The sequence below is a fragment of the Pandoraea sp. LA3 genome (genome assembly GCF_022696215.1).
GTDB classification, from domain to species: domain Bacteria; phylum Pseudomonadota; class Gammaproteobacteria; order Burkholderiales; family Burkholderiaceae; genus Pandoraea; species Pandoraea capi.
The window spans coordinates 91,423-108,347 of sequence record NZ_PTPY01000020.1 but is presented as its reverse complement, the minus strand read 5'-3'; the positions used below and the strand labels follow the sequence as shown (position 1 = coordinate 108,347).

The 16,925-nt window shown below is 62.9% G+C and carries 15 protein-coding genes; 12 read left to right on the top strand and 3 right to left on the bottom strand.

What is annotated here, in order from left to right; translation table 11 throughout:
- Nucleotides 1-36: 36 nt before the first annotated feature.
- The 5 genes from C5N93_RS03920 (at nt 37) to C5N93_RS03900 (ending at nt 5,575) form a co-directional block, all read left to right on the top strand.
- Entirely contained in the window at nt 37-684 is a 648-nt protein-coding gene (locus C5N93_RS03920) for a hypothetical protein (RefSeq protein WP_242558343.1), read from the top strand.
- Between the two features lie 40 nt (nt 685-724).
- A complete protein-coding gene (locus C5N93_RS03915; RefSeq protein WP_301232051.1) occupies nt 725-1,858 on the top strand; it encodes a DUF6094 domain-containing protein in 1,134 nt (377 codons plus the stop codon).
- A 103-nt stretch (nt 1,859-1,961) separates the two neighbouring features.
- Nucleotides 1,962-2,273: a hypothetical protein gene (locus C5N93_RS03910; protein ID WP_020207194.1), complete on the top strand. Its 312-nt coding sequence runs from the start codon at nt 1,962-1,964 to the stop codon at nt 2,271-2,273.
- Nucleotides 2,274-2,377: 104 nt separating this feature from the next.
- The gene (locus tag C5N93_RS03905; RefSeq protein WP_242558341.1) at nt 2,378-4,657 is read left to right on the top strand and encodes a helicase-related protein; all 2,280 of its coding nucleotides are present in this window, start codon (nt 2,378-2,380) and stop codon (nt 4,655-4,657) included.
- A 138-nt stretch (nt 4,658-4,795) separates the two neighbouring features.
- Complete coding sequence (locus tag C5N93_RS03900; protein ID WP_231401734.1) at nt 4,796-5,575, top strand: competence protein CoiA family protein; 780 nt, start codon at nt 4,796-4,798, stop codon at nt 5,573-5,575.
- A gap of 48 nt (nt 5,576-5,623) precedes the next feature.
- Here the strand turns inward: C5N93_RS03900 and C5N93_RS03895 are convergent, their stop codons facing one another.
- Complete coding sequence (locus tag C5N93_RS03895) at nt 5,624-7,438, bottom strand: ATP-dependent helicase (protein WP_081651628.1); 1,815 nt, start codon at nt 7,436-7,438, stop codon at nt 5,624-5,626.
- Nucleotides 7,425-9,209: an AAA family ATPase gene (locus tag C5N93_RS03890; RefSeq protein WP_029044443.1), complete on the bottom strand. Its 1,785-nt coding sequence runs from the start codon at nt 9,207-9,209 to the stop codon at nt 7,425-7,427. Before C5N93_RS03890 ends, C5N93_RS03895 begins: the two co-directional genes overlap by 14 nt.
- Nucleotides 9,210-9,431: 222 nt before the next feature.
- Between C5N93_RS03890 and C5N93_RS03885 the strand changes: the two genes are divergently transcribed.
- Genes C5N93_RS03885 through C5N93_RS03855 form a run of 7 tightly spaced genes read left to right on the top strand, consistent with a single transcriptional unit; the run spans nt 9,432 to nt 15,475 of the window.
- Nucleotides 9,432-10,031, top strand: coding sequence for a PilL N-terminal domain-containing protein (locus tag C5N93_RS03885; protein ID WP_242558396.1), 600 nt, complete (start codon nt 9,432-9,434; stop codon nt 10,029-10,031).
- Nucleotides 10,028-10,681, top strand: coding sequence for a hypothetical protein (locus C5N93_RS03880; protein ID WP_242558340.1), 654 nt, complete (start codon nt 10,028-10,030; stop codon nt 10,679-10,681). The genes C5N93_RS03885 and C5N93_RS03880 overlap by 4 nt, the downstream gene beginning before the upstream one ends.
- Before the next feature lie 14 nt (nt 10,682-10,695).
- Nucleotides 10,696-11,421, top strand: coding sequence for a TIGR03759 family integrating conjugative element protein (locus C5N93_RS03875; RefSeq protein WP_242558339.1), 726 nt, complete (start codon nt 10,696-10,698; stop codon nt 11,419-11,421).
- A complete protein-coding gene (locus C5N93_RS03870) occupies nt 11,403-11,993 on the top strand; it encodes a transglycosylase SLT domain-containing protein (RefSeq protein ID WP_242558338.1) in 591 nt (196 codons plus the stop codon). The genes C5N93_RS03875 and C5N93_RS03870 overlap by 19 nt, the downstream gene beginning before the upstream one ends.
- A complete protein-coding gene (locus tag C5N93_RS03865; RefSeq protein WP_242558337.1) occupies nt 11,990-12,538 on the top strand; it encodes an integrating conjugative element protein in 549 nt (182 codons plus the stop codon). The genes C5N93_RS03870 and C5N93_RS03865 overlap by 4 nt, the downstream gene beginning before the upstream one ends.
- Nucleotides 12,539-12,542: 4 nt before the next feature.
- Nucleotides 12,543-14,729 (top strand): type IV conjugative transfer system coupling protein TraD, encoded by a 2,187-nt coding sequence (traD, locus tag C5N93_RS03860; protein ID WP_242558336.1) that lies wholly within the window; start codon nt 12,543-12,545, stop codon nt 14,727-14,729.
- Nucleotides 14,726-15,475: a TIGR03747 family integrating conjugative element membrane protein gene (locus C5N93_RS03855; protein ID WP_242558335.1), complete on the top strand. Its 750-nt coding sequence runs from the start codon at nt 14,726-14,728 to the stop codon at nt 15,473-15,475. Before traD ends, C5N93_RS03855 begins: the two co-directional genes overlap by 4 nt.
- Here the strand turns inward: C5N93_RS03855 and C5N93_RS03850 are convergent, their stop codons facing one another.
- Nucleotides 15,476-16,846, bottom strand: coding sequence for a hypothetical protein (locus tag C5N93_RS03850; RefSeq protein ID WP_043367971.1), 1,371 nt, complete (start codon nt 16,844-16,846; stop codon nt 15,476-15,478). It abuts the gene before it with no gap.
- Between the last annotated feature and the right edge of the window lie 79 nt (nt 16,847-16,925).

Below are 16,925 nucleotides of genomic sequence, written 5' to 3'. Positions count from 1 at the left end.
GGGCGGTGCTGTTCCCGCTTATCCGAGGACACCACCATGCCCGCAAACACTTCTTCCACGCTGTACCGCATCGACGAATGCCCGGATGTGATGGCCGACGCCTGCGTCGGCGATGACCAGGGCAACCTGATCTTCTTGTCGATCTGGGCGCGGGACACCGCCGTCCAGCAGTTCCTCGCTCGCCTGACCCTCGGGCGCGACGAGCAGGGACTGGACCAGTTTCACGTCATCACCGACCAGGGCGGCAGCGTCCCGGTGTTCATCGGCAACGTCGATCGCCTGGAGAAGCGCATCACCCGCGCCTACCGGCGAACGCTGTTCGGTTCGCTGTCCAACGTGTGGCTGTTCGACCGGCGCTGCGTCAAGCCCGACAAGGCCAACGCCAGCGCGCTGGCATTGCTGCCACGCGACAGCGCCCACCGGCTCGACCGCCTGTGGACGCTGGTGCGGGACACGTGCCCGTTGCCGCTACTCGACCACTGGCGCGAGACCGTGCTGGAACTGCTGCAAACCCGCGAGATGCTGGCCCGCCTTCCGTTCGCTCTCGGGCCGCTGGAAGGCCATCGGCTCGCCATCGACGTGCCGGCGCTGACTCTGGCGCTGGGCTCCCTGATCCGCAGTGACGTACTCACCGCCTATCCCTATCCGGCCAAGATTTGGACGCCGAAAGCGGTAGCGGCTTGACCCACGCTCGGAGGCACGCCTCGGCGTGCTTCCGCCATTTATCCCCGCCAACCAGGAGACTTCCATGGCTCTCATGTTCCCGCGGCTTGCCCGCAATTTCGTGAAGAACGGGTACTTCCCGACCGACGAACCCACGCTCGAAAGAGCCCTCAACGCACTGATGCCCAGCGACGGGCCGATGTGCATCCTCGATCCCTGCGCCGGCGAAGGCGTGGCGATCGCCGAAGCCGCCCACGCCCTCGGGCGCGAGCAGGCCAAGGCGTTCGCCGTCGAGTTCGACGCGGAGCGGGCACGCCATGCCCGCGGCCTGGTCGATCATTGCCTGCACGCGGACCTGATGGACACGATGATCTCCAAGCAGTCCTTCGGGCTGCTCTGGCTGAATCCCCCGTATGGCGACCTGGCGAAGGACGTCAACGGCAACATCGGCTATCAGGGCCAAGGCCGCGCCCGCCTCGAAAAGCTGTTCTACCAGCGCAGCCTGTCGCTGTTGCAGTACGGCGGCGTGCTGGTCTTCATCGTGCCCGGCTACGTGCTCGACGCGGAGTTGGTCGGCTGGCTAACGCGCCACTACACCGATCTGCGCATCTACCGAGCGGTGGAAACGCAGTTCAAGCAGGTGGTGATCTTCGGCCGGCGGGTGCGCCAGCGAGAGCTGGCCCCCGATGGCCTCAAGGGCGTGCGCAATCTGCTGCTGCAGGTTGGGCAAGGCGATGCCGAAGCCGAGGAGCTGCCGTGTGAATGGCCGTTCCTGCCGTATGTCATCCCCGCCAGTCCGGCCGAGCCGGAGCACTTCTTCCGCGTGACGATGGAGCCTGAGCAGTTCGCCGACGAAGTTGGCCGGTTGCATGGCCTCTGGCCGTCGCTGGACACGCACCTGGGGGCCGCGCAGCAGTCGCTGCGTCCTCCGGCGCGGGCTTTGTCCCACTGGCATCTCGCCCTGGCTCTGGCCGCGGGCGCGATTTCCGGCGTTGTGCGCTCCAAGACCGGGCGCCTGCTCGTCGTCAAAGGTGACACCCACAAGGACAAGACGCTCCAGCGGGAATTCACCGAACGCGAAGACGGCTCGATCGCCGAGACCCGCATCCTCACCGACAAGTTCGTGCCTGTCATCCGCGCGTGGGACATGACGCCGGGCTCCGCCACGCGGGGCGAGGTGTTGACCATCCGCTGATCGTTTCTCCACCGCCGACGGTTCGCCGTCGATTTCTTCCACCCACCGGGGTCCAGTCGCCCCGACGGGGTGCCGTGGCCCCTCCATCCTCAAGGAGCCTTCCATGGCAGCCCAAGCACTTCCCATCAGCCAGACACCGAGCCGGCGCTTCGCTCTCGGCCAGGTGGTCATGACCATCGGCGTCGATGACCTGGTCCAACAGGGCCGGCTCAACCCGATTCCGTATCTGCACCGCCATCTCAACGGCGACTGGGGCGATCTCGACGACTACGACAGGCGGCAAAACGATGCCGCGCTGGAGTCCGGTGAGGACCGCCTCTTTTCCTCATACCAGGTCGCACCCAGCCTGCAGCTCTGGATCATTACCGAATGGGATCGCAGTGTGACCACGCTGCTGCTGCCCAGCGAGTACTGATCTTCCTCAACGCGACGGCCGCGCGCCGTCCTTTCCTCCCACCACGGGGCATGCCATCGCCCCGCTGGGGGTGGTGCATGCCCCATTTTCTTTGGAGCATCACCATGTCTCTCGATCTCGATACCACCACCAACGATGCAACGCCCGTACAGGGCGAACTGCTCGATGCGGAATCTTCCCCTCTGACCCTGAGCCTTCAGGATTTCGTCGGTGAGTTTGGCGACGAACTGCTCGACTCGCTCAACCGCGCCAACCCGCCGGTCTATACCGGCCAGCCGCAGGCGCATCGCCAACTCGTCGTCGCCAGCCTCAAGCGCAAGTTGTTCCAGGCCCAGGCGGAAGTCGTCCATGCCGCTGCCGAGCTGCTGGTCGATCGTGGCGAACGCGCCGCGATCGTCAATGGCGAAATGGGCTGCGGCAAGACGACCGTCGGCATCGCCACGGCCGCCGTCCTCAACGCCGAAGGCTACCGCCGCACCCTGGTTCTTTCTCCACCGCACCTGGTCTACAAGTGGCGGCGCGAGATCCAGGAGACGGTGGCAGGCGCCAAGGTCTGGGTGCTCAACGGCCCGGACACGCTGGTCAAGCTCATCAAGCTGCGCGAGCAGTTGGGTGTGCAGCCCACGGGCCAGGAGTTCTTTGTCCTGGGGCGCGTGCGGATGCGGATGGGATTCCACTGGAAGCCTGTCTTCACCACGCGGCGCACCCGCCATGGCGACGTGGCAGCGTGCCCTGACTGCGGCACGCTCATCACCGACCTCGACGGCGAGCCGGTCAACCCGGTCGCGCTCGAAGCCGAGGAGTACCGCAGGAAGTGCAGCCATTGCGCCGCGCCCCTGTGGACGCTGATCCGCCCGCGCAGCCTGTCCGGCAGCGACCAATCCTCGGCCGTGCTGAAAGCCTTGAAGCGCATCCCGACCATCGGGGAAGTCACCGCGCAGAAGCTGATGCAGAAGTTCGGCGACGGATTCCTGGCGTCGATGCTGGGCGACAACATCCACGAGTTCATCAACCTCATGGATGGCAACGGCGAGCTGGTGTTTTCCGACCGTCAAGCCACGCGCATGGAACGTGCGATGGCCAACATGGAGTTCGGCTTTGGCGAGGGCGGCTATCAACCGTCCGAGTTCATCAAGCGCTACCTGCCGCAAGGCACGTTCGACCTGCTCATCGCCGACGAGGCCCACGAGTACAAGAACGGCGGCAGCGCCCAGGGCCAGGCCATGGGCGTGCTGGCGGCGAAGGCTCGCAAGACCTTGCTGCTGACCGGCACGTTGATGGGCGGCTACGGCGACGATCTGTTCTACCTGCTGTTCCGAGCCCTTCCCGGGCGGATGCTCGAAGACGGCTATCGCCCGACCACGAGCGGCAGCATGACCTCGGCCGCGATGGCGTTCATGCGCGATCACGGTGTCCTGAAGGACATTTATTCCGAGAGCACCGGCACGGCGCACAAGACCGCGAAAGGCACGAAAGTCAGTGTCAGAACGGTCAAGGCTCCGGGCTTCGGCCCCAAGGGCGTGCTGCGCTGCATCCTGCCGTTCACGATCTTCCTCAAGCTTCGAGACATCGGTGGCAACGTCCTGCCGCCGTATGACGAGGAGTTCCGTGAAGTCGCGATGGACACGGCACAAGCCGCGGCCTACCGTGATCTGGCGGGTCGGCTGACCGCGGAGTTGAAACAGGCTCTGGCGCGACGCGATACGACGCTGCTGGGCGTGGTGCTCAACGTGCTGCTGGCCTGGCCGGATTGCTGCTTCCGGTCGGAGACCGTGGTGCACCCGCGCACGCGCAACACCTTGGCGTTTGTCCCGGCTCAGTTCAACGAGTTCGAGGTGACGCCGAAAGAGCGCGAGTTGATCGACATCTGCAAGGAGGAGAAGGCACAGGGCCGCAAGGTCCTGGCCTACACGGTCTATACCGGCACGCGCGACACCACGTCGCGCCTGAAGGTGCTGCTGGAGCAGGAAGGCTTCAAGGTGGCGGTGCTACGCGCAAGCGTGGATGCCAGCCGCCGCGAGGATTGGATCGCCGAGCAATTGGACCGTGGCATCGACGTGCTCATCACCAACCCCGAGTTGGTCAAGACGGGACTGGACTTGTTGGAGTTTCCGACGATCGTGTTCATGCAGTCGGGCTACAACGTGTACTCGCTTCAACAGGCGGCCCGCCGCTCGTGGCGCATTGGGCAGAAAGAGTCCGTGCGCGTGATCTACCTCGGCTACGCCAGTTCCTCGCAGATGACCTGCCTGGAGCTGATGGCCAAGAAGATCATGGTCTCGCAGTCCACTTCGGGCGATGTACCCGAATCGGGGCTCGATGTCCTGAACCAGGATGGTGATTCCGTCGAGGTCGCATTGGCCCGGCAATTGGTAACAGCCTGATCTGCTGTCTGCCGGCATTCTTTCGGGGGTGCCGGCATTCTTCTAGGAAATTGCTGCTCGGAGGATTCGATCACCGCCCCGGTTCCAGCGCGGGGAAGGCTAAACTGATTGGACAATACCGAGATTCAAGGAGGCGCTATGGCTATGGTGATCGAAGCAGCATATGCAGATGGTACTGGTGCAGCTAACGCACTGCATCTGTCTCAGGCGCAGTGGGAAGAGTTGCAACGGGCGTACTGCGTCGGTGATCTGCTGATGCCGTGCTGCAACGCTCCAGCGATTCCCAAGGTTAGTGCTAATGGGTACCCCTTCTTCGCGCATCTAGGAGGTGCGTGCAGTACTTCCGAAGAAAGCCAATGGCACCTGGCGGCCAAGATACTTGTGCGCAGCGTGCTTGAAGATCTTGGATGCCGTGCCTCGGTTGAAATGCCGGGTTCGGGTGACGCAGGTCGCTGGCAGGCTGATGTCTGGGGTGAGCGCAATGGGGTTAGGTTGGCTGTCGAGATCCAAAGATCGTATCAGTCGCTCCGTGACTACCGTAAACGCCAAGAGCGGTACCGCGAGGCGGGCATCAAGTCTCTTTGGTTGTTGCGGCAGGAGCGATATAGCACTCTCACCAAGAGCATGGGAAAGGAGCGTCTGCGCACCGAGTTTGGGGGAAAGTTCCCTTCGGCCGGCCACTTCGGCCCGTGCCTTTCTGACCTGCCGGTCGCGATGCTTGAGCTAGATCCGGCCCCAGCGGTTAACGGGGCCGGATTCTTCACCGCAACCGTTCCAAACTTACTTGAGGCAGTGCTCAGTGAGCGCTTTCTTTGCATCAACGGTCTATGGTGTATCGATAACCTAGACTCGATGAATAACGCCGCCAGACTCTCGCGCGAACGTTTCACAGCCAATCGCTTGGCTGCAAACATGTAGCTCGACTGTGACGTTGCTCGACCGGCACTCCAGTTCCCTGGTTCACACTCAAATGCCAGCGGCGCGCATTCGCGTCTCCAGTTCATCAAGGAATGGCGAGCGCCCAAGGCGCATGGGGCCATAGCGGCCATCAACGAAGCCCGAATACAGCATGTGGACCTCGTCGCGAGCACGTGTGAGCCCCACATAGAAGAGCCGGCGACTTTCGCGCAACTTCTCTGGAGTTTCATTGCGCCACGGCAGATTTCCGAGGTCGAGTCCAACCATGATGACGACGTCGTACTCACAGCCCTTGGCGGAATGCAGTGTCAGCAGATTCAGGTGATCGGGCGAACCGTCCCGACCGCCCAAACTCGTGATGTCTAGCGAAGCCAGTGCACCGCCTTCGGCGAGCGCTGCCGTCATGCGATCCAGTTGCTCCTTCTGATCAGCGAGCGCCAATTCAGCCGTCAGCAGATGATCCACTACACCGTTGCGCAGCGAAGCAACAAACTCTCGCGCAGGTTGCTGGTCAGCGCGCAGATCCCATAGCAAGGCGGTTAGCTCTTGCTCTTCGCGCTTGGCCTGTGAATCGTCCAAGCTCGCCCGATGAAATGCGCGATAGCGGTCGAGTAGTCCACGCAATTGTGGGCGTCCGACACGCCAGCCACCCGCGCACCACGCCGCACAATCTTCTACCCAACTTGTTAGGGCAACCTTGCGGTAAGGCGCTGCGGTATCCACACGGATGTAATCGAGACCGCCGGTTGCCACAGCTTCAGCCACGATATCGCCTGCGCGATAGTCTTTGTATAGGATCGCGATATCGCCCAGTGTTCGTCCCGGCTTGGAGGCTAAGGCCGCCGGAATGATCTGCGCGACGGCGTGCGCAGCCTGGTCCGCCATACCACCCGGGCGCAGAACAAATTCGATGGTCGTTTGTCGCGCAGGATCGCTCGCTTGATAGCCTCGGGCTTCTCCAAGCGCCATCTCTGACGCAGTCACGATCCCTGCACCAGAACGGTAATTTAATTGAAGCTGGACAGGCTCAATGTCTCTGCGAGCCGCCAATTCCATGAGCAACGCGCCATCAGCTCCCGTAAATCCATATATCGACTGATCCGCATCCCCGACAGCGAAAAGTCGGACACCACCGTCGAAGGCAAGGCGTTTGACGATGCGATGCAGTGCCACGCCTAAATCCTGGTACTCATCCACCGCGAGCACGGGGAATTTTGCCTGAACCAGAGGTAGTACCCAGTCGTGCTCGGCGATCAAACGTTGGCCGAAGACAACCATGTCATCGTAGTCAATCAGCCCCTCGTCGCGTAGAGCGGCCTCGTAGGCCTCGGCCCAGGCAGCGAGTTCCTCCTCGCTACGCCAAGCGACGCTATTTCGATTGAGCACGGAACGGCGATGCCGCCCGAGGTCAATAACTTTGTACGGATGGTTCTGGCCGAAAAGCGCATCTCCAGTTTGCTTCAACAACCGATCACTGACTCGTTGAGTGGCCACCGAAAGTGGGAAAGATATGGGCAGGCCGGCCAGGCGTCCATACGGCATCAAGAGATGACGCAGACAGAACCCATGTACCGTACCAATGAAAAGATTAGATGCCTGCTGAAGTCCCAAGCTTTCAATTCGGCGAGCGAGTTCGCGAGCGCACTCCTGGCTATAAGTGATGCACGCAACGCCACGAGGGGCCTCGACGTCTTCGGCCAGGATGCGGGCGAGCTTTAGGACGAGTGTCTTGGTCTTACCGCTCCCGGGACCAGCGAGTACCACACAATGTCCTTGAGAGTTGTAAGCTGCCAACTGCCCTGGATTTCCAGCCAACTCGGCAGCCTGCGCCAGGTAGGCTGTACCGACGTTACGCGACCGCATCGCGGATATGCTCCAGCGCAGAGCGAATGTAGGCCGGGCAAACGTCCTCAGACACCGACGGCGCAAGTGCCTGTGCAAATCTCCCCTTGCCAATCCGTTCAATCAACTTCAGCAGCCGGTCTTCATCGACCTGATCCGGATCATCCACCCACTCTTGCAATGCGTCCCGGGTGACTTGCCTCAGCGGCAACTCCTGCTCGATTACCGACTTCATCGCCTCGGTCATTCCGGCGGCAAATAGGTCGGATTCCAGCGTGCTCTCGTTGACGAAGTATCCAAACTCTGCGGCATATTTGAGCACATCATCTATATCCAGGTCATCGTAACCATATTCGTCATCGACCTCGTTTAAGAGATTAATTAATCGCCTGTGGGCTAGTGGGGGTTTGCCATTGGCCGGGTCGCGATCTGTCAAAATTACATGCGGAATATTTAGCCCTTTAGGGCCCAAAAGCTTCACATAAGGAGTGAAGTTCGTCCCCCCGACCGAGCACACAGTGATTCCAAGTATGTCGAAAGGAATCCCGAGGGCCTCGGCGAACGCGGGGATGATGAAGCGCTCGGCGTCCCCTTCAACCAGAATCACTCCCCGGGAAAAGAATATTTCTCCGCGAGTGACGTCGATGTAGCGCTGGAGGTCGTCTTCATCCCTCTGTGTGAAAGGTGCTTTCGCGGTCGAAACCGCGACGGTTTTCCCGTCCGTTGCGTTATGACGTAGGAGAACGATGGACCTAATCGGTGTAACGCTTGCGATATGCGGCGAGTGAGTAGTGAGAATTGTCGTCAGCGGAGGGGCTTCGTCCTCATCTTCCGCTCTTGTGCCGAGAAAGTAGCGATAGACAAGACGCTGGACATGCGGATGCAGGTGCGCTTCGGGCTCCTCAACGACGAAGAATGTGTGGTCGCGCTCCCCTTCGGAGACGAGACGGTCGAGTTCGAGGCTCTTCAAGGCCAGGAAGATCAGATTCGCCGTTCCTAGGCTGGCATCGCCGACACCGCGAACACCGTTGTCGATGAGCAGCCGAAGGCTACGCAGCAATGCATCCACTCGTGTAGGTGCAAGTCCGAGCGATACCGGGACAGCATGTTGCCCCCCGGCGATTGCGATCAGCCGTTCGCTGATCCGTTCTGCTGTCGCTACCACTTCCTCGTGTCCAGCCAGCTCTCGCTGTGCTTGGTCGACCTGATTCTGAATCTCCTCACGGGCGTCATCATCCAACGACGCGGCAAGATCCTCAATGAGCGGCCTCAGTGGCGAATTGCGCCAGTTCGCAAGGTCCTTCTCAGCGTCGCGCAGGGCTACCTGAACATCTATTGGCAACATCCGGCGAAGTGCGCCGCCGATACGCATGTCGGGATCGTCGCCACCGAAGATCACATACTCATAGTCCTTCAACGATTCCGGGGCGCGCCCCAGGCCCGCCTTAGGCTGGAAGCGGTAGGTGAGTCGGGCCACCATGGGTGGGCCAGGATCAATCACGCAATCGTTGAGGTGAGCCATCAGCCGGGGATCGTTTGTGAAGTCCGTTAGATCCACAGAGACCTCAATGGTCGCACCAACCTTGTCTTCGCCAAGTCCATCCCAGAAATGTTCAAGCCCCAGTTGTCGATCGCGTTCAGACAAGCCCGGATCAAGGATCAACTGCAGTCCGCGAATGAAATTGCTCTTGCCAACCTTGTTCTCTCCCACGATGACGATACTTTCCCCCGTCTCGACATCAACATCCGAGAAATTGGCGAAATTGATCAACCTGACCCGAGAAACCCTCATTTACGCCCCCGTCCACTGGTGTTTTAACAAATAGTAGCAGTCAAGCGGCCGGCCTCCATCCGCCGACCGCGACTGAGCCTTTCCGTTACGGCCCCCTCAAGGCCGCTCTTGTTCGACTAGACCGCTGCCGGCAAATCGGACGCAGCGTGGTTCGCATTGTTTGCTGCTGCCCCGGGCCTTAGCGGCGATGGTAAGGGCTCGATGTTTCAGGACGCCGAGCTTATGTGCCCCTCTCCACCTTGGTTTCACCATCCCGAACGCCGCCTGCTGGCAGGAGTCCTCGGCCTGCTCTGGTCGGTGCTGGCTGGCGGCTGCGCTACGACGACTGCGCCGCCCGCAACTAATGCCATCGAGGAAGTCTCGGCCGCGCCCGAACCCGAGGCGCCCGAGTACATCCCCGTCGTGCGCTACGGTCGCTACACGCTGGTCGAGCTGGCACCCAGAGCAGCGCAACGCGACCTGCTGTTGCAGACCATCGACGTGTCCATGCCCGAAGATGCCCGCGCCACCGTCGGCGATGGGCTGCGGCATGTGCTCAAGCGTAGCGGTTACGGCCTGTGCCAGACGGCGCACGCGGTAATCGAGCTGTACGCGCTGCCGCTGCCGGCGGCGCACCTGCACCTCGGCCCCATGACCTTGCGCGATGCGCTGCTTACACTGGCTGGCCCGGCCTGGGAACTGCACGCGGATGATCGCGCACGGCAGATTTGCTTCGAACGGCCCGCCGACAGCGCGGCCGTCGAAACCGCATCCGAGCCACCCGCCGCCAAGGCGGTGCAAACGTTCCCGCTGGAGCCTTCGGTTTCGGGAGGCCAGCCATGAGCGCCCCACAGTCTGCCCGGCGCCCGGCCGCCGTCGTGGTGGTGGTGCAGAGCCTTCTGTGGCTGTGGCTGATCGGCCTCAGCGTCTTCGTAGCCTTGGGCTACCAGACCATGAACGACCAGGCCGACCAGGAACGGCTCGATTCCCGCCTGGAACGCCTGGATGCGCAGGCCGCGGGCCTGGCCGAGGCCATCGAGGCCATCCAGCGGCGTCCGACCGCCGCAACGGCGGCGGACCTCAAAGACACCCGTCAAGTCCTGGAAGCACGCGCTGCCCAGGTTGAGACAGCGCTGAGCGGCTATGCCGCTGCCGACGACCTTCAGGCGCTGCGCGCCGAGGTCGAGCAGGTCAAGGCGCGCCAGACGACTGCGCCTGTTCCGCGCGCCGCAGCACCCCTCCAGCCGCGCGCATCGAGCAAGGCCGCCGCCAAGCCCGAACCGCCCCAGATGCCGTTCCGCGTCGTCGGCGCCGAATTGCGCGCTGGCCAGCGCAGCGTGTCCGTCGCGCCGAGCAGCGCGGATTTCACGCCCGATCAGCTTCAGGTACTGCTGCCAGGTGACGCGCTCGGCCCGTGGCGTTTGCAGGCGGTCGAGGGCAACACCGCCGTGTTCCAGGCCGGCGACCAGACCCGTCGCGTGGCGATTCCCTGACCGGAGCACACCACATGAAGCCGTCGATCATCCTTTCCGCGCTCCTGCTGGCATCCGCCCAATTGCCCGCCTGGGCGCAGCAGCTGGTCACCGCCCCGGCCCGCAATGCGCAGAACCAGGAGCGTCCGCTGGTCGCCCGAACCCCGGACGACCAGGTAGCAAGCGACTGGGGCCTCCAACCGCAGGAATGGGCGCGCTACCGCGAGTTGATGGACGGGCCGCTGGGCATCTATTCGCCCAACCTGGACCCTCTGTCCGCCCTGGGCATCGAGGCCCGCAACGACGAGGAACGGCGGCGCTATGCAGAACTGCAGGTGCAAGTCGAAGCGCGCCGCGTCGAGAAGCTGCTTGCATATCAACGTGCCTACGACGAAGCCTGGCAGCGCCTGAACCCCGGCATGCAACGGGTGAACCTGCCTGACGACAAACCCAGCGTCGGCACAGTGCGCGGCAGCGGCCGCACGGCGGTGTTCGTCAAGGACGGCTGCGCGGCCTGCGGACAGCTCGTGCAACGCCTGCAATCCTCAGGTACCGAGTTCGACCTGTACATGGTCGGCAGCCGCCAGGACGACGCGCGCATCCGCGACTGGGCCAAGCGCGCACAGATCGACCCCACACGGGTGCGCGGCGGCAGCATCACGCTCAACCACGACGGTGGCCGCTGGCTGTCGCTGGGCCTGCCCGGCGATTTGCCTGCCGTCGTGCGCGAAGTGAACGGCCAATGGCAACGCCAACCCTGACGGCGCCGTTGCGCGCACTGGTGCTCGCTGCCGGCCTCTGCGCCTGCGCCGCCCAGGCCCAGGAGGTTCCGCCACCGGCCTACCAGCTTGCCGCCCAGCGCGCGGGCATTCCCTCGACGGTGCTCTACGCCGTGGCCTTGCAGGAGAGCGGCATCCGGCGCAACGGACGCATCGTCCCTTGGCCGTGGTCCCTCAACGTCGCCGGCCAATCGCGCCGCTATGCGACCCGTGCCGACGCCTGCGCCGGTTTGCAGCAAGCGATGCGCTCCACGCCGCACACGCGCATCGATGCGGGCCTGGGCCAGATCAACCTCGGCTACCAACAGCAGCGCTACGCCAGCGCGTGCGACTTGCTCGACCCGTACCGCAATCTCGCCATCGCCGCCGAGATCCTGAGAGAGCAGCACACCACCGGCGAAAACTGGCTGGTGGCGATCGGCCGCTACCACCGTCCTGCGGGTGGCGAGCCTGCCGCCCGCTATCGGCGCAGCGTGTCCCGCCACCTCGCGCGCGTGCAGGGCACGCGCTCAACCGCCGCGGTCCTCGCCGCGCGCCAGGAGACCTCCCCATGACGAAATCCCATCTGGCCCATCTCGCGGCGAAAGGCCTGCTCGTGCTGCTGGCGGGTCTGCCGCTGGCCTCGCGTGCCGGCGAGCCGCTGATCGTGGTCGAAGACCGTGGCGGCACGTCGGCGCTGCCGTACTACGAAGCCCTGAGCCTCCAGCCGCGCGCCAACACTCCGGCCCGATCGCCCATCCCGGCGACTCAGATCCCGGCCACGCCGGCGGATGAGGCCGCGATGCTGCCGATGCGCAGCGCCAAGCTCACGCCCGGCACCGTCGCGCGGCGAGCGATCGAGGCCCCGGGCCTGCGTCCCTTCGTGGTTGTGGGCGACGACGAGGCTTCCCAGGCCTGGTTGCGCCGCCATGCAGCCTCATTGCGCGAGCGCGGCGCGGTCGGTCTGGTGGTCAACGTCGAGACCGTGCAGAGTCTGGTGCGGCTGCGCGCCCTGGTGCCCGGCGTACCGCTTGCGCCCGTGTCCGGCGATGATTTGGCCGAGCGCCTGGGTCTGCGGCACTACCCGGCGCTGATCACGGCCACCGGCATCGAGCAATGAAGCCATGTCGGGGAAACAGCCGGTCGAGGTTCTGCTTCGCCCAGCGGTGGAGCTATATACCGTCGCGGCGTGTGCAGGCGCCGCGTTTCTGTCCCTGGTGGCCCCGTGGTCGCTCGCGCTGAGCCCCGCCATGGGCGTCGGCAGCGCACTGGCGTTCGGCGCCTACGGCGCGATCCGCTACCGCGATGCCCGCGTCATCCTTCGCTACCGACGCAACATCCGCTGCCTGTCGCGATATGTGAAGACCAGCAAGGACGTGCCGGTCAGCCAGCAGCGTCTGTTTGTGGGGCGCGGCTTTTTGTGGGAGCAGAAACACACCCATAGGCTCATGCAGACGTACCGGCCAGAGTTTCGGCGCTACGTCGAGCCGACGCCAGCCTACCGACTGGCGCGGCGCCTGGAGGAACGGCTGGAGTTCGCGCCGTTCCCACTGTCACGGCTGTCGAAACTCACCGGCTGGGACGTGCCTTTCAACCCAGTGCGCCCGCTGCCACCTGTGGGCGGACTGCCTCGGCTGCACGGCATCGAACCCGAGGAGGTGGACGTCAGCCTGCCGCTGGGCGAGCGCGTCGGGCACTCATTGGTCTTGGGGACAACCCGCGTGGGAAAGACGCGGCTGGCCGAGTTATTCGTGACGCAGGACATCCGCCGGAAGAACGTCGCAGGCGAGCACGAGGTCGTGATCGTCATTGACCCCAAGGGCGACGCCGACCTCCTGAAGCGGATGTACGTCGAGGCGCAACGCGCAGGCCGCGAGGGAGAGTTCTATGTGTTCCATTTGGGGTGGCCGGACATTTCCGCCCGTTATAACGCCGTGGGGCGCTTTGGACGCATCAGCGAGGTGGCGACCCGCATTGCGGGGCAACTCTCCGGTGAAGGCAACTCGGCGGCTTTCAGGGAATTTGCCTGGCGCTTCGTCAACATCATCGCCCGCGCCTTGGTGGAACTGGGTCAGCGCCCGGACTACATGCTGATCCAACGGCACGTCATCAACATCGACGCGCTGTTCATTGAGTACGCCCAGCACTACTTCGCTAAGACGGAGCCCAAAGCCTGGGAGGTGATCGTCCAGATCGAGGCCAAGCTCAACGAGAAGAACATCCCGCGCAACATGATCGGGCGCGAGAAGCGCGTGGTGGCGCTGGAGCAGTACCTGTCCCAAGCCCGCAACTACGACCCTGTGCTGGACGGTTTGCGCTCTGCCGTGCGGTACGACAAAACGTACTTCGACAAGATCGTCGCCAGCCTTTTGCCTCTGCTGGAAAAGCTCACGAGCGGCAAGATCGCGCAGCTCCTGGCCCCGAACTATTCCGACCTGGCCGACCCGCGCCCGATCTTCGATTGGATGCAGGTCATTAGGAAGCGGGCCATCGTCTATGTTGGCCTGGACGCGCTGTCCGATGCCGAGGTCGCCGCAGCGGTCGGCAACTCGATGTTCAGCGATCTCGTATCGGTCGCAGGCCATATCTACAAGCACGGGATCGACGATGGCCTGCCGGGCGCTTCGGCCGGCGCGCGCGTGCCGATCAACGTCCATGCCGATGAGTTCAACGAGTTGATGGGCGACGAGTTCATTCCGCTGATCAACAAAGGTGGTGGCGCCGGGCTGCAAGTCACCGCGTACACGCAGACCCTCTCGGACATCGAGGCCCGTATCGGCAATCGCGCGAAGGCCGGTCAGGTGATCGGCAACTTCAACAACCTCTTCATGCTGCGCGTGCGCGAGACGGCCACCGCCGAACTGCTGACCCGGCAACTGCCGAAAGTCGAGGTCTATACCACCACCATCGTCTCCGGCGCGACCGACAGCTCGGACATCCGCGGCGCGACGGATTTCACCAGTAACACCCAGGACCGCATCAGCATGTCCAGCGTGCCGATGATTGAGCCATCCCACGTGGTCGCCCTGCCTAAGGGGCAGTGCTTCGCGCTGCTGCAGGGGGGCCAGCTTTGGAAGGTTCGCATGCCGTTGCCGGCACCGGACCCCGATGAGGTCATGCCGCAGGATCTGCAACAACTCGCGGGCTACATGCGCCAGAGCTACAGCGAGGCCACGCAGTGGTGGGAGTTCACCAGTTCCCCGGCGCTGCAGGACGGGGCCTTGCCCGACGACTTGCTGGATGATGCTGCTGCGGCCGAACCTGGCCTTGTGGCCACCGACGACAGCGCCGGCAACGAGGCCTCGCCATGAAGGATGCCGCCTCGACCGCGCAGCGGGAGCAGAGCCAGCGCCAAGGCCTGATCGTCGGCACCATCACCTTGCCGTTCCGGCTGCTCGGGGTGCTGATCGGCTCGCTGCTGTTCTCCATCATCGTGGAATGCGTCGGCATGCACCTGTTCTGGAAGGACCAGGGCTGGCGCCATTCCCAGCAGATGTTGCAGTACGAGCTGGGGCACCTGTCCAACCACTTCACGCGCAGCGTGGTCGTGCAGGAGCCGGGGCGCACGGCGCATGAGCTGGTGGATACCGGCTACGAATGGGTATTCGTGCGCTCGGGACTGCTGGAACGCATGAGCCAGACCGCCGAGCGCGCCCGTGCGCCCAGCCACGGCCAGACGCGCAACTTCCGCTATTACATCAGCCAGGTCTATGTCTGGACCGAGAGCTACCTGATCGCCGCGGCCTTCACGACGCTGACCTTCCTTGTGCGCCTGCTGGTCCTGGTGCTCACTTTGCCGCTGATCTGCACTGCGGCGTTCGTCGGCCTGATCGACGGCCTGGTGCGGCGCGACGTGCGCCGGTTCGGCGCAGGCCGCGAATCGGGCTTCATCTACCACCGCGCGAAAGCAAGCCTGATGCCGCTGGCCGTGCTGCCCTGGGTGACGTACCTGGCCTTGCCGATCTCGGTGCATCCGCTGTTGATCCTGCTGCCCAGCGCCGCCTTGCTGGGACTGGCCGTGAGCCTAACAGCGGGGAGCTTCAAAAAGTACCTGTAGCTACATTGTTCTGAACGCCTTGTCTTCGTCCGGACCACCATAACGCTGTAGCCGCACTGCGCACTCAATCAACACTATCCGTGCGAGGTAGGCGGCATACTGGCGCTCTTCGGCGAATGATTCCAGTCTGTCGTAGTGTGTGCCATGCAGTATCTGCGATCGACCGTGGTCATAGATGTCCTTGACCAACTGCTTCAGTGTGCGAGGGCGGTTTCCCCGGATAACCTGCGTGTCCCCTTTCGTGCCGGTCAGATGTACGACCATCTCACGGATACCGTCGTTCTTGCCGCCGCAGCACAGTACATCCAGGCAGGTTCCAAGCTTTGCTAGCGCTATGGCATCACTTGACTCACGATTGCCTTCGCCGAACCAGTCCAGCGCAGTAGCCCATCGATTGGCAAGCTTGGGATGCTCGTGATTCGATGGATCAAGCAGCCCTTCAAGGATCGCCGCGAATGCCGGAAGAATTGATGCCATGTCATCCAACGCTTGCCTTACTCGTTTGGGGGGTTGCGAGAGAATCCGCTTTCCAAGCGAGCTTCCAGGCAGCCACAGAAATCCTTTAGTTTCTACCAGACGATCGCTACCGGCAGGCGGTAGGCGCTCGTCTTGAAGCGCCTGTTGCAGGAAGCACTCGGAGGCTCCAAAGCCCAGAGAGATAGAGTCAAGCGCTGTCTTGCCAACCAATCTGGCCAGCTTGCGTGAGAATTCACGCTCATAGCCACGGACTGTTACCTTGACCAAGGCTGGACATCCGACTATCGCACTGTAAACGGCGTTGGCCAGCCCTTCGATGGAGGAGCCATCATTGGGTTTCTGCAAGGCATCCTTGAGAATTTCCTTCCAGCGGTGGTTCGCCTCTGGTTGGTTCAGATAGTGATCCTTTCCCTGCTGAGGGAAATCTACTGAATCTATCCAGTCCGACCTATTCAAGAATGTCACCGGGCCGAGGGAGAACGGAGACTTCCTCTCCATGCCCAGGGTCCAGGCCGGGAAATAGTGCGTGTGTTCGTTGGTGATGCTTGCGAGTCGTTCCTCGATAAGCAATTTCAGTTTGGGAAGCAGCCCGCCCTGATCGCATTCATCAAACCCTGAAAGCTCACCCGAGGCGTGCATATCGGCAACGGCTTGGCGGGTAATCTTCTGAAAGGCTTCGGGTTCGATCTTCACTGAGTTCAGAGTCCGATTCTGATGAAGGGTGCTGGAGAACTGCCCAAGCGCCTCTCTTGCCTTTCTGGTGAAGTACCGCTGCATACCGTTCTCGGCGGTGACGAAATCAGGAATGCCGGCCTCTTCGGACCATGGAGTGGCCCCCTTGTGCACGCGATCTAACTCATCCACCAGAGCTTTCAGTTCGGTCTTTAGCCCCATAAATTCCTCCTCGATCTACTTCTGACCGCAGGATAGCCCAGGCTGACACTAACAGCCTCGGCATCCATCAATCCGGTCA

Excerpts from the sequence above, each read along its gene's own strand:
- C5N93_RS03920 (WP_242558343.1), top strand. The coding sequence starts at position 37 with ATGCCCGCAAACACTTCTTCCACGCTGTACCGCATCGACGAATGCCCG.
- C5N93_RS03910 (WP_020207194.1), top strand. The coding sequence starts at position 1,962 with ATGGCAGCCCAAGCACTTCCCATCAGCCAGACACCGAGCCGGCGCTTC.
- C5N93_RS03905 (WP_242558341.1), top strand. The coding sequence starts at position 2,378 with ATGTCTCTCGATCTCGATACCACCACCAACGATGCAACGCCCGTACAG.
- C5N93_RS03900 (WP_231401734.1), top strand. The coding sequence starts at position 4,796 with ATGGCTATGGTGATCGAAGCAGCATATGCAGATGGTACTGGTGCAGCT.
- C5N93_RS03895 (WP_081651628.1), bottom strand. The coding sequence starts at position 7,438 with ATGCGGTCGCGTAACGTCGGTACAGCCTACCTGGCGCAGGCTGCCGAG.
- C5N93_RS03890 (WP_029044443.1), bottom strand. The coding sequence starts at position 9,209 with ATGAGGGTTTCTCGGGTCAGGTTGATCAATTTCGCCAATTTCTCGGAT.
- C5N93_RS03885 (WP_242558396.1), top strand. The coding sequence starts at position 9,432 with ATGTGCCCCTCTCCACCTTGGTTTCACCATCCCGAACGCCGCCTGCTG.
- C5N93_RS03880 (WP_242558340.1), top strand. The coding sequence starts at position 10,028 with ATGAGCGCCCCACAGTCTGCCCGGCGCCCGGCCGCCGTCGTGGTGGTG.
- C5N93_RS03875 (WP_242558339.1), top strand. The coding sequence starts at position 10,696 with ATGAAGCCGTCGATCATCCTTTCCGCGCTCCTGCTGGCATCCGCCCAA.
- C5N93_RS03870 (WP_242558338.1), top strand. The coding sequence starts at position 11,403 with ATGGCAACGCCAACCCTGACGGCGCCGTTGCGCGCACTGGTGCTCGCT.
- C5N93_RS03865 (WP_242558337.1), top strand. The coding sequence starts at position 11,990 with ATGACGAAATCCCATCTGGCCCATCTCGCGGCGAAAGGCCTGCTCGTG.
- traD (WP_242558336.1), top strand. The coding sequence starts at position 12,543 with ATGTCGGGGAAACAGCCGGTCGAGGTTCTGCTTCGCCCAGCGGTGGAG.
- C5N93_RS03855 (WP_242558335.1), top strand. The coding sequence starts at position 14,726 with ATGAAGGATGCCGCCTCGACCGCGCAGCGGGAGCAGAGCCAGCGCCAA.
- C5N93_RS03850 (WP_043367971.1), bottom strand. The coding sequence starts at position 16,846 with ATGGGGCTAAAGACCGAACTGAAAGCTCTGGTGGATGAGTTAGATCGC.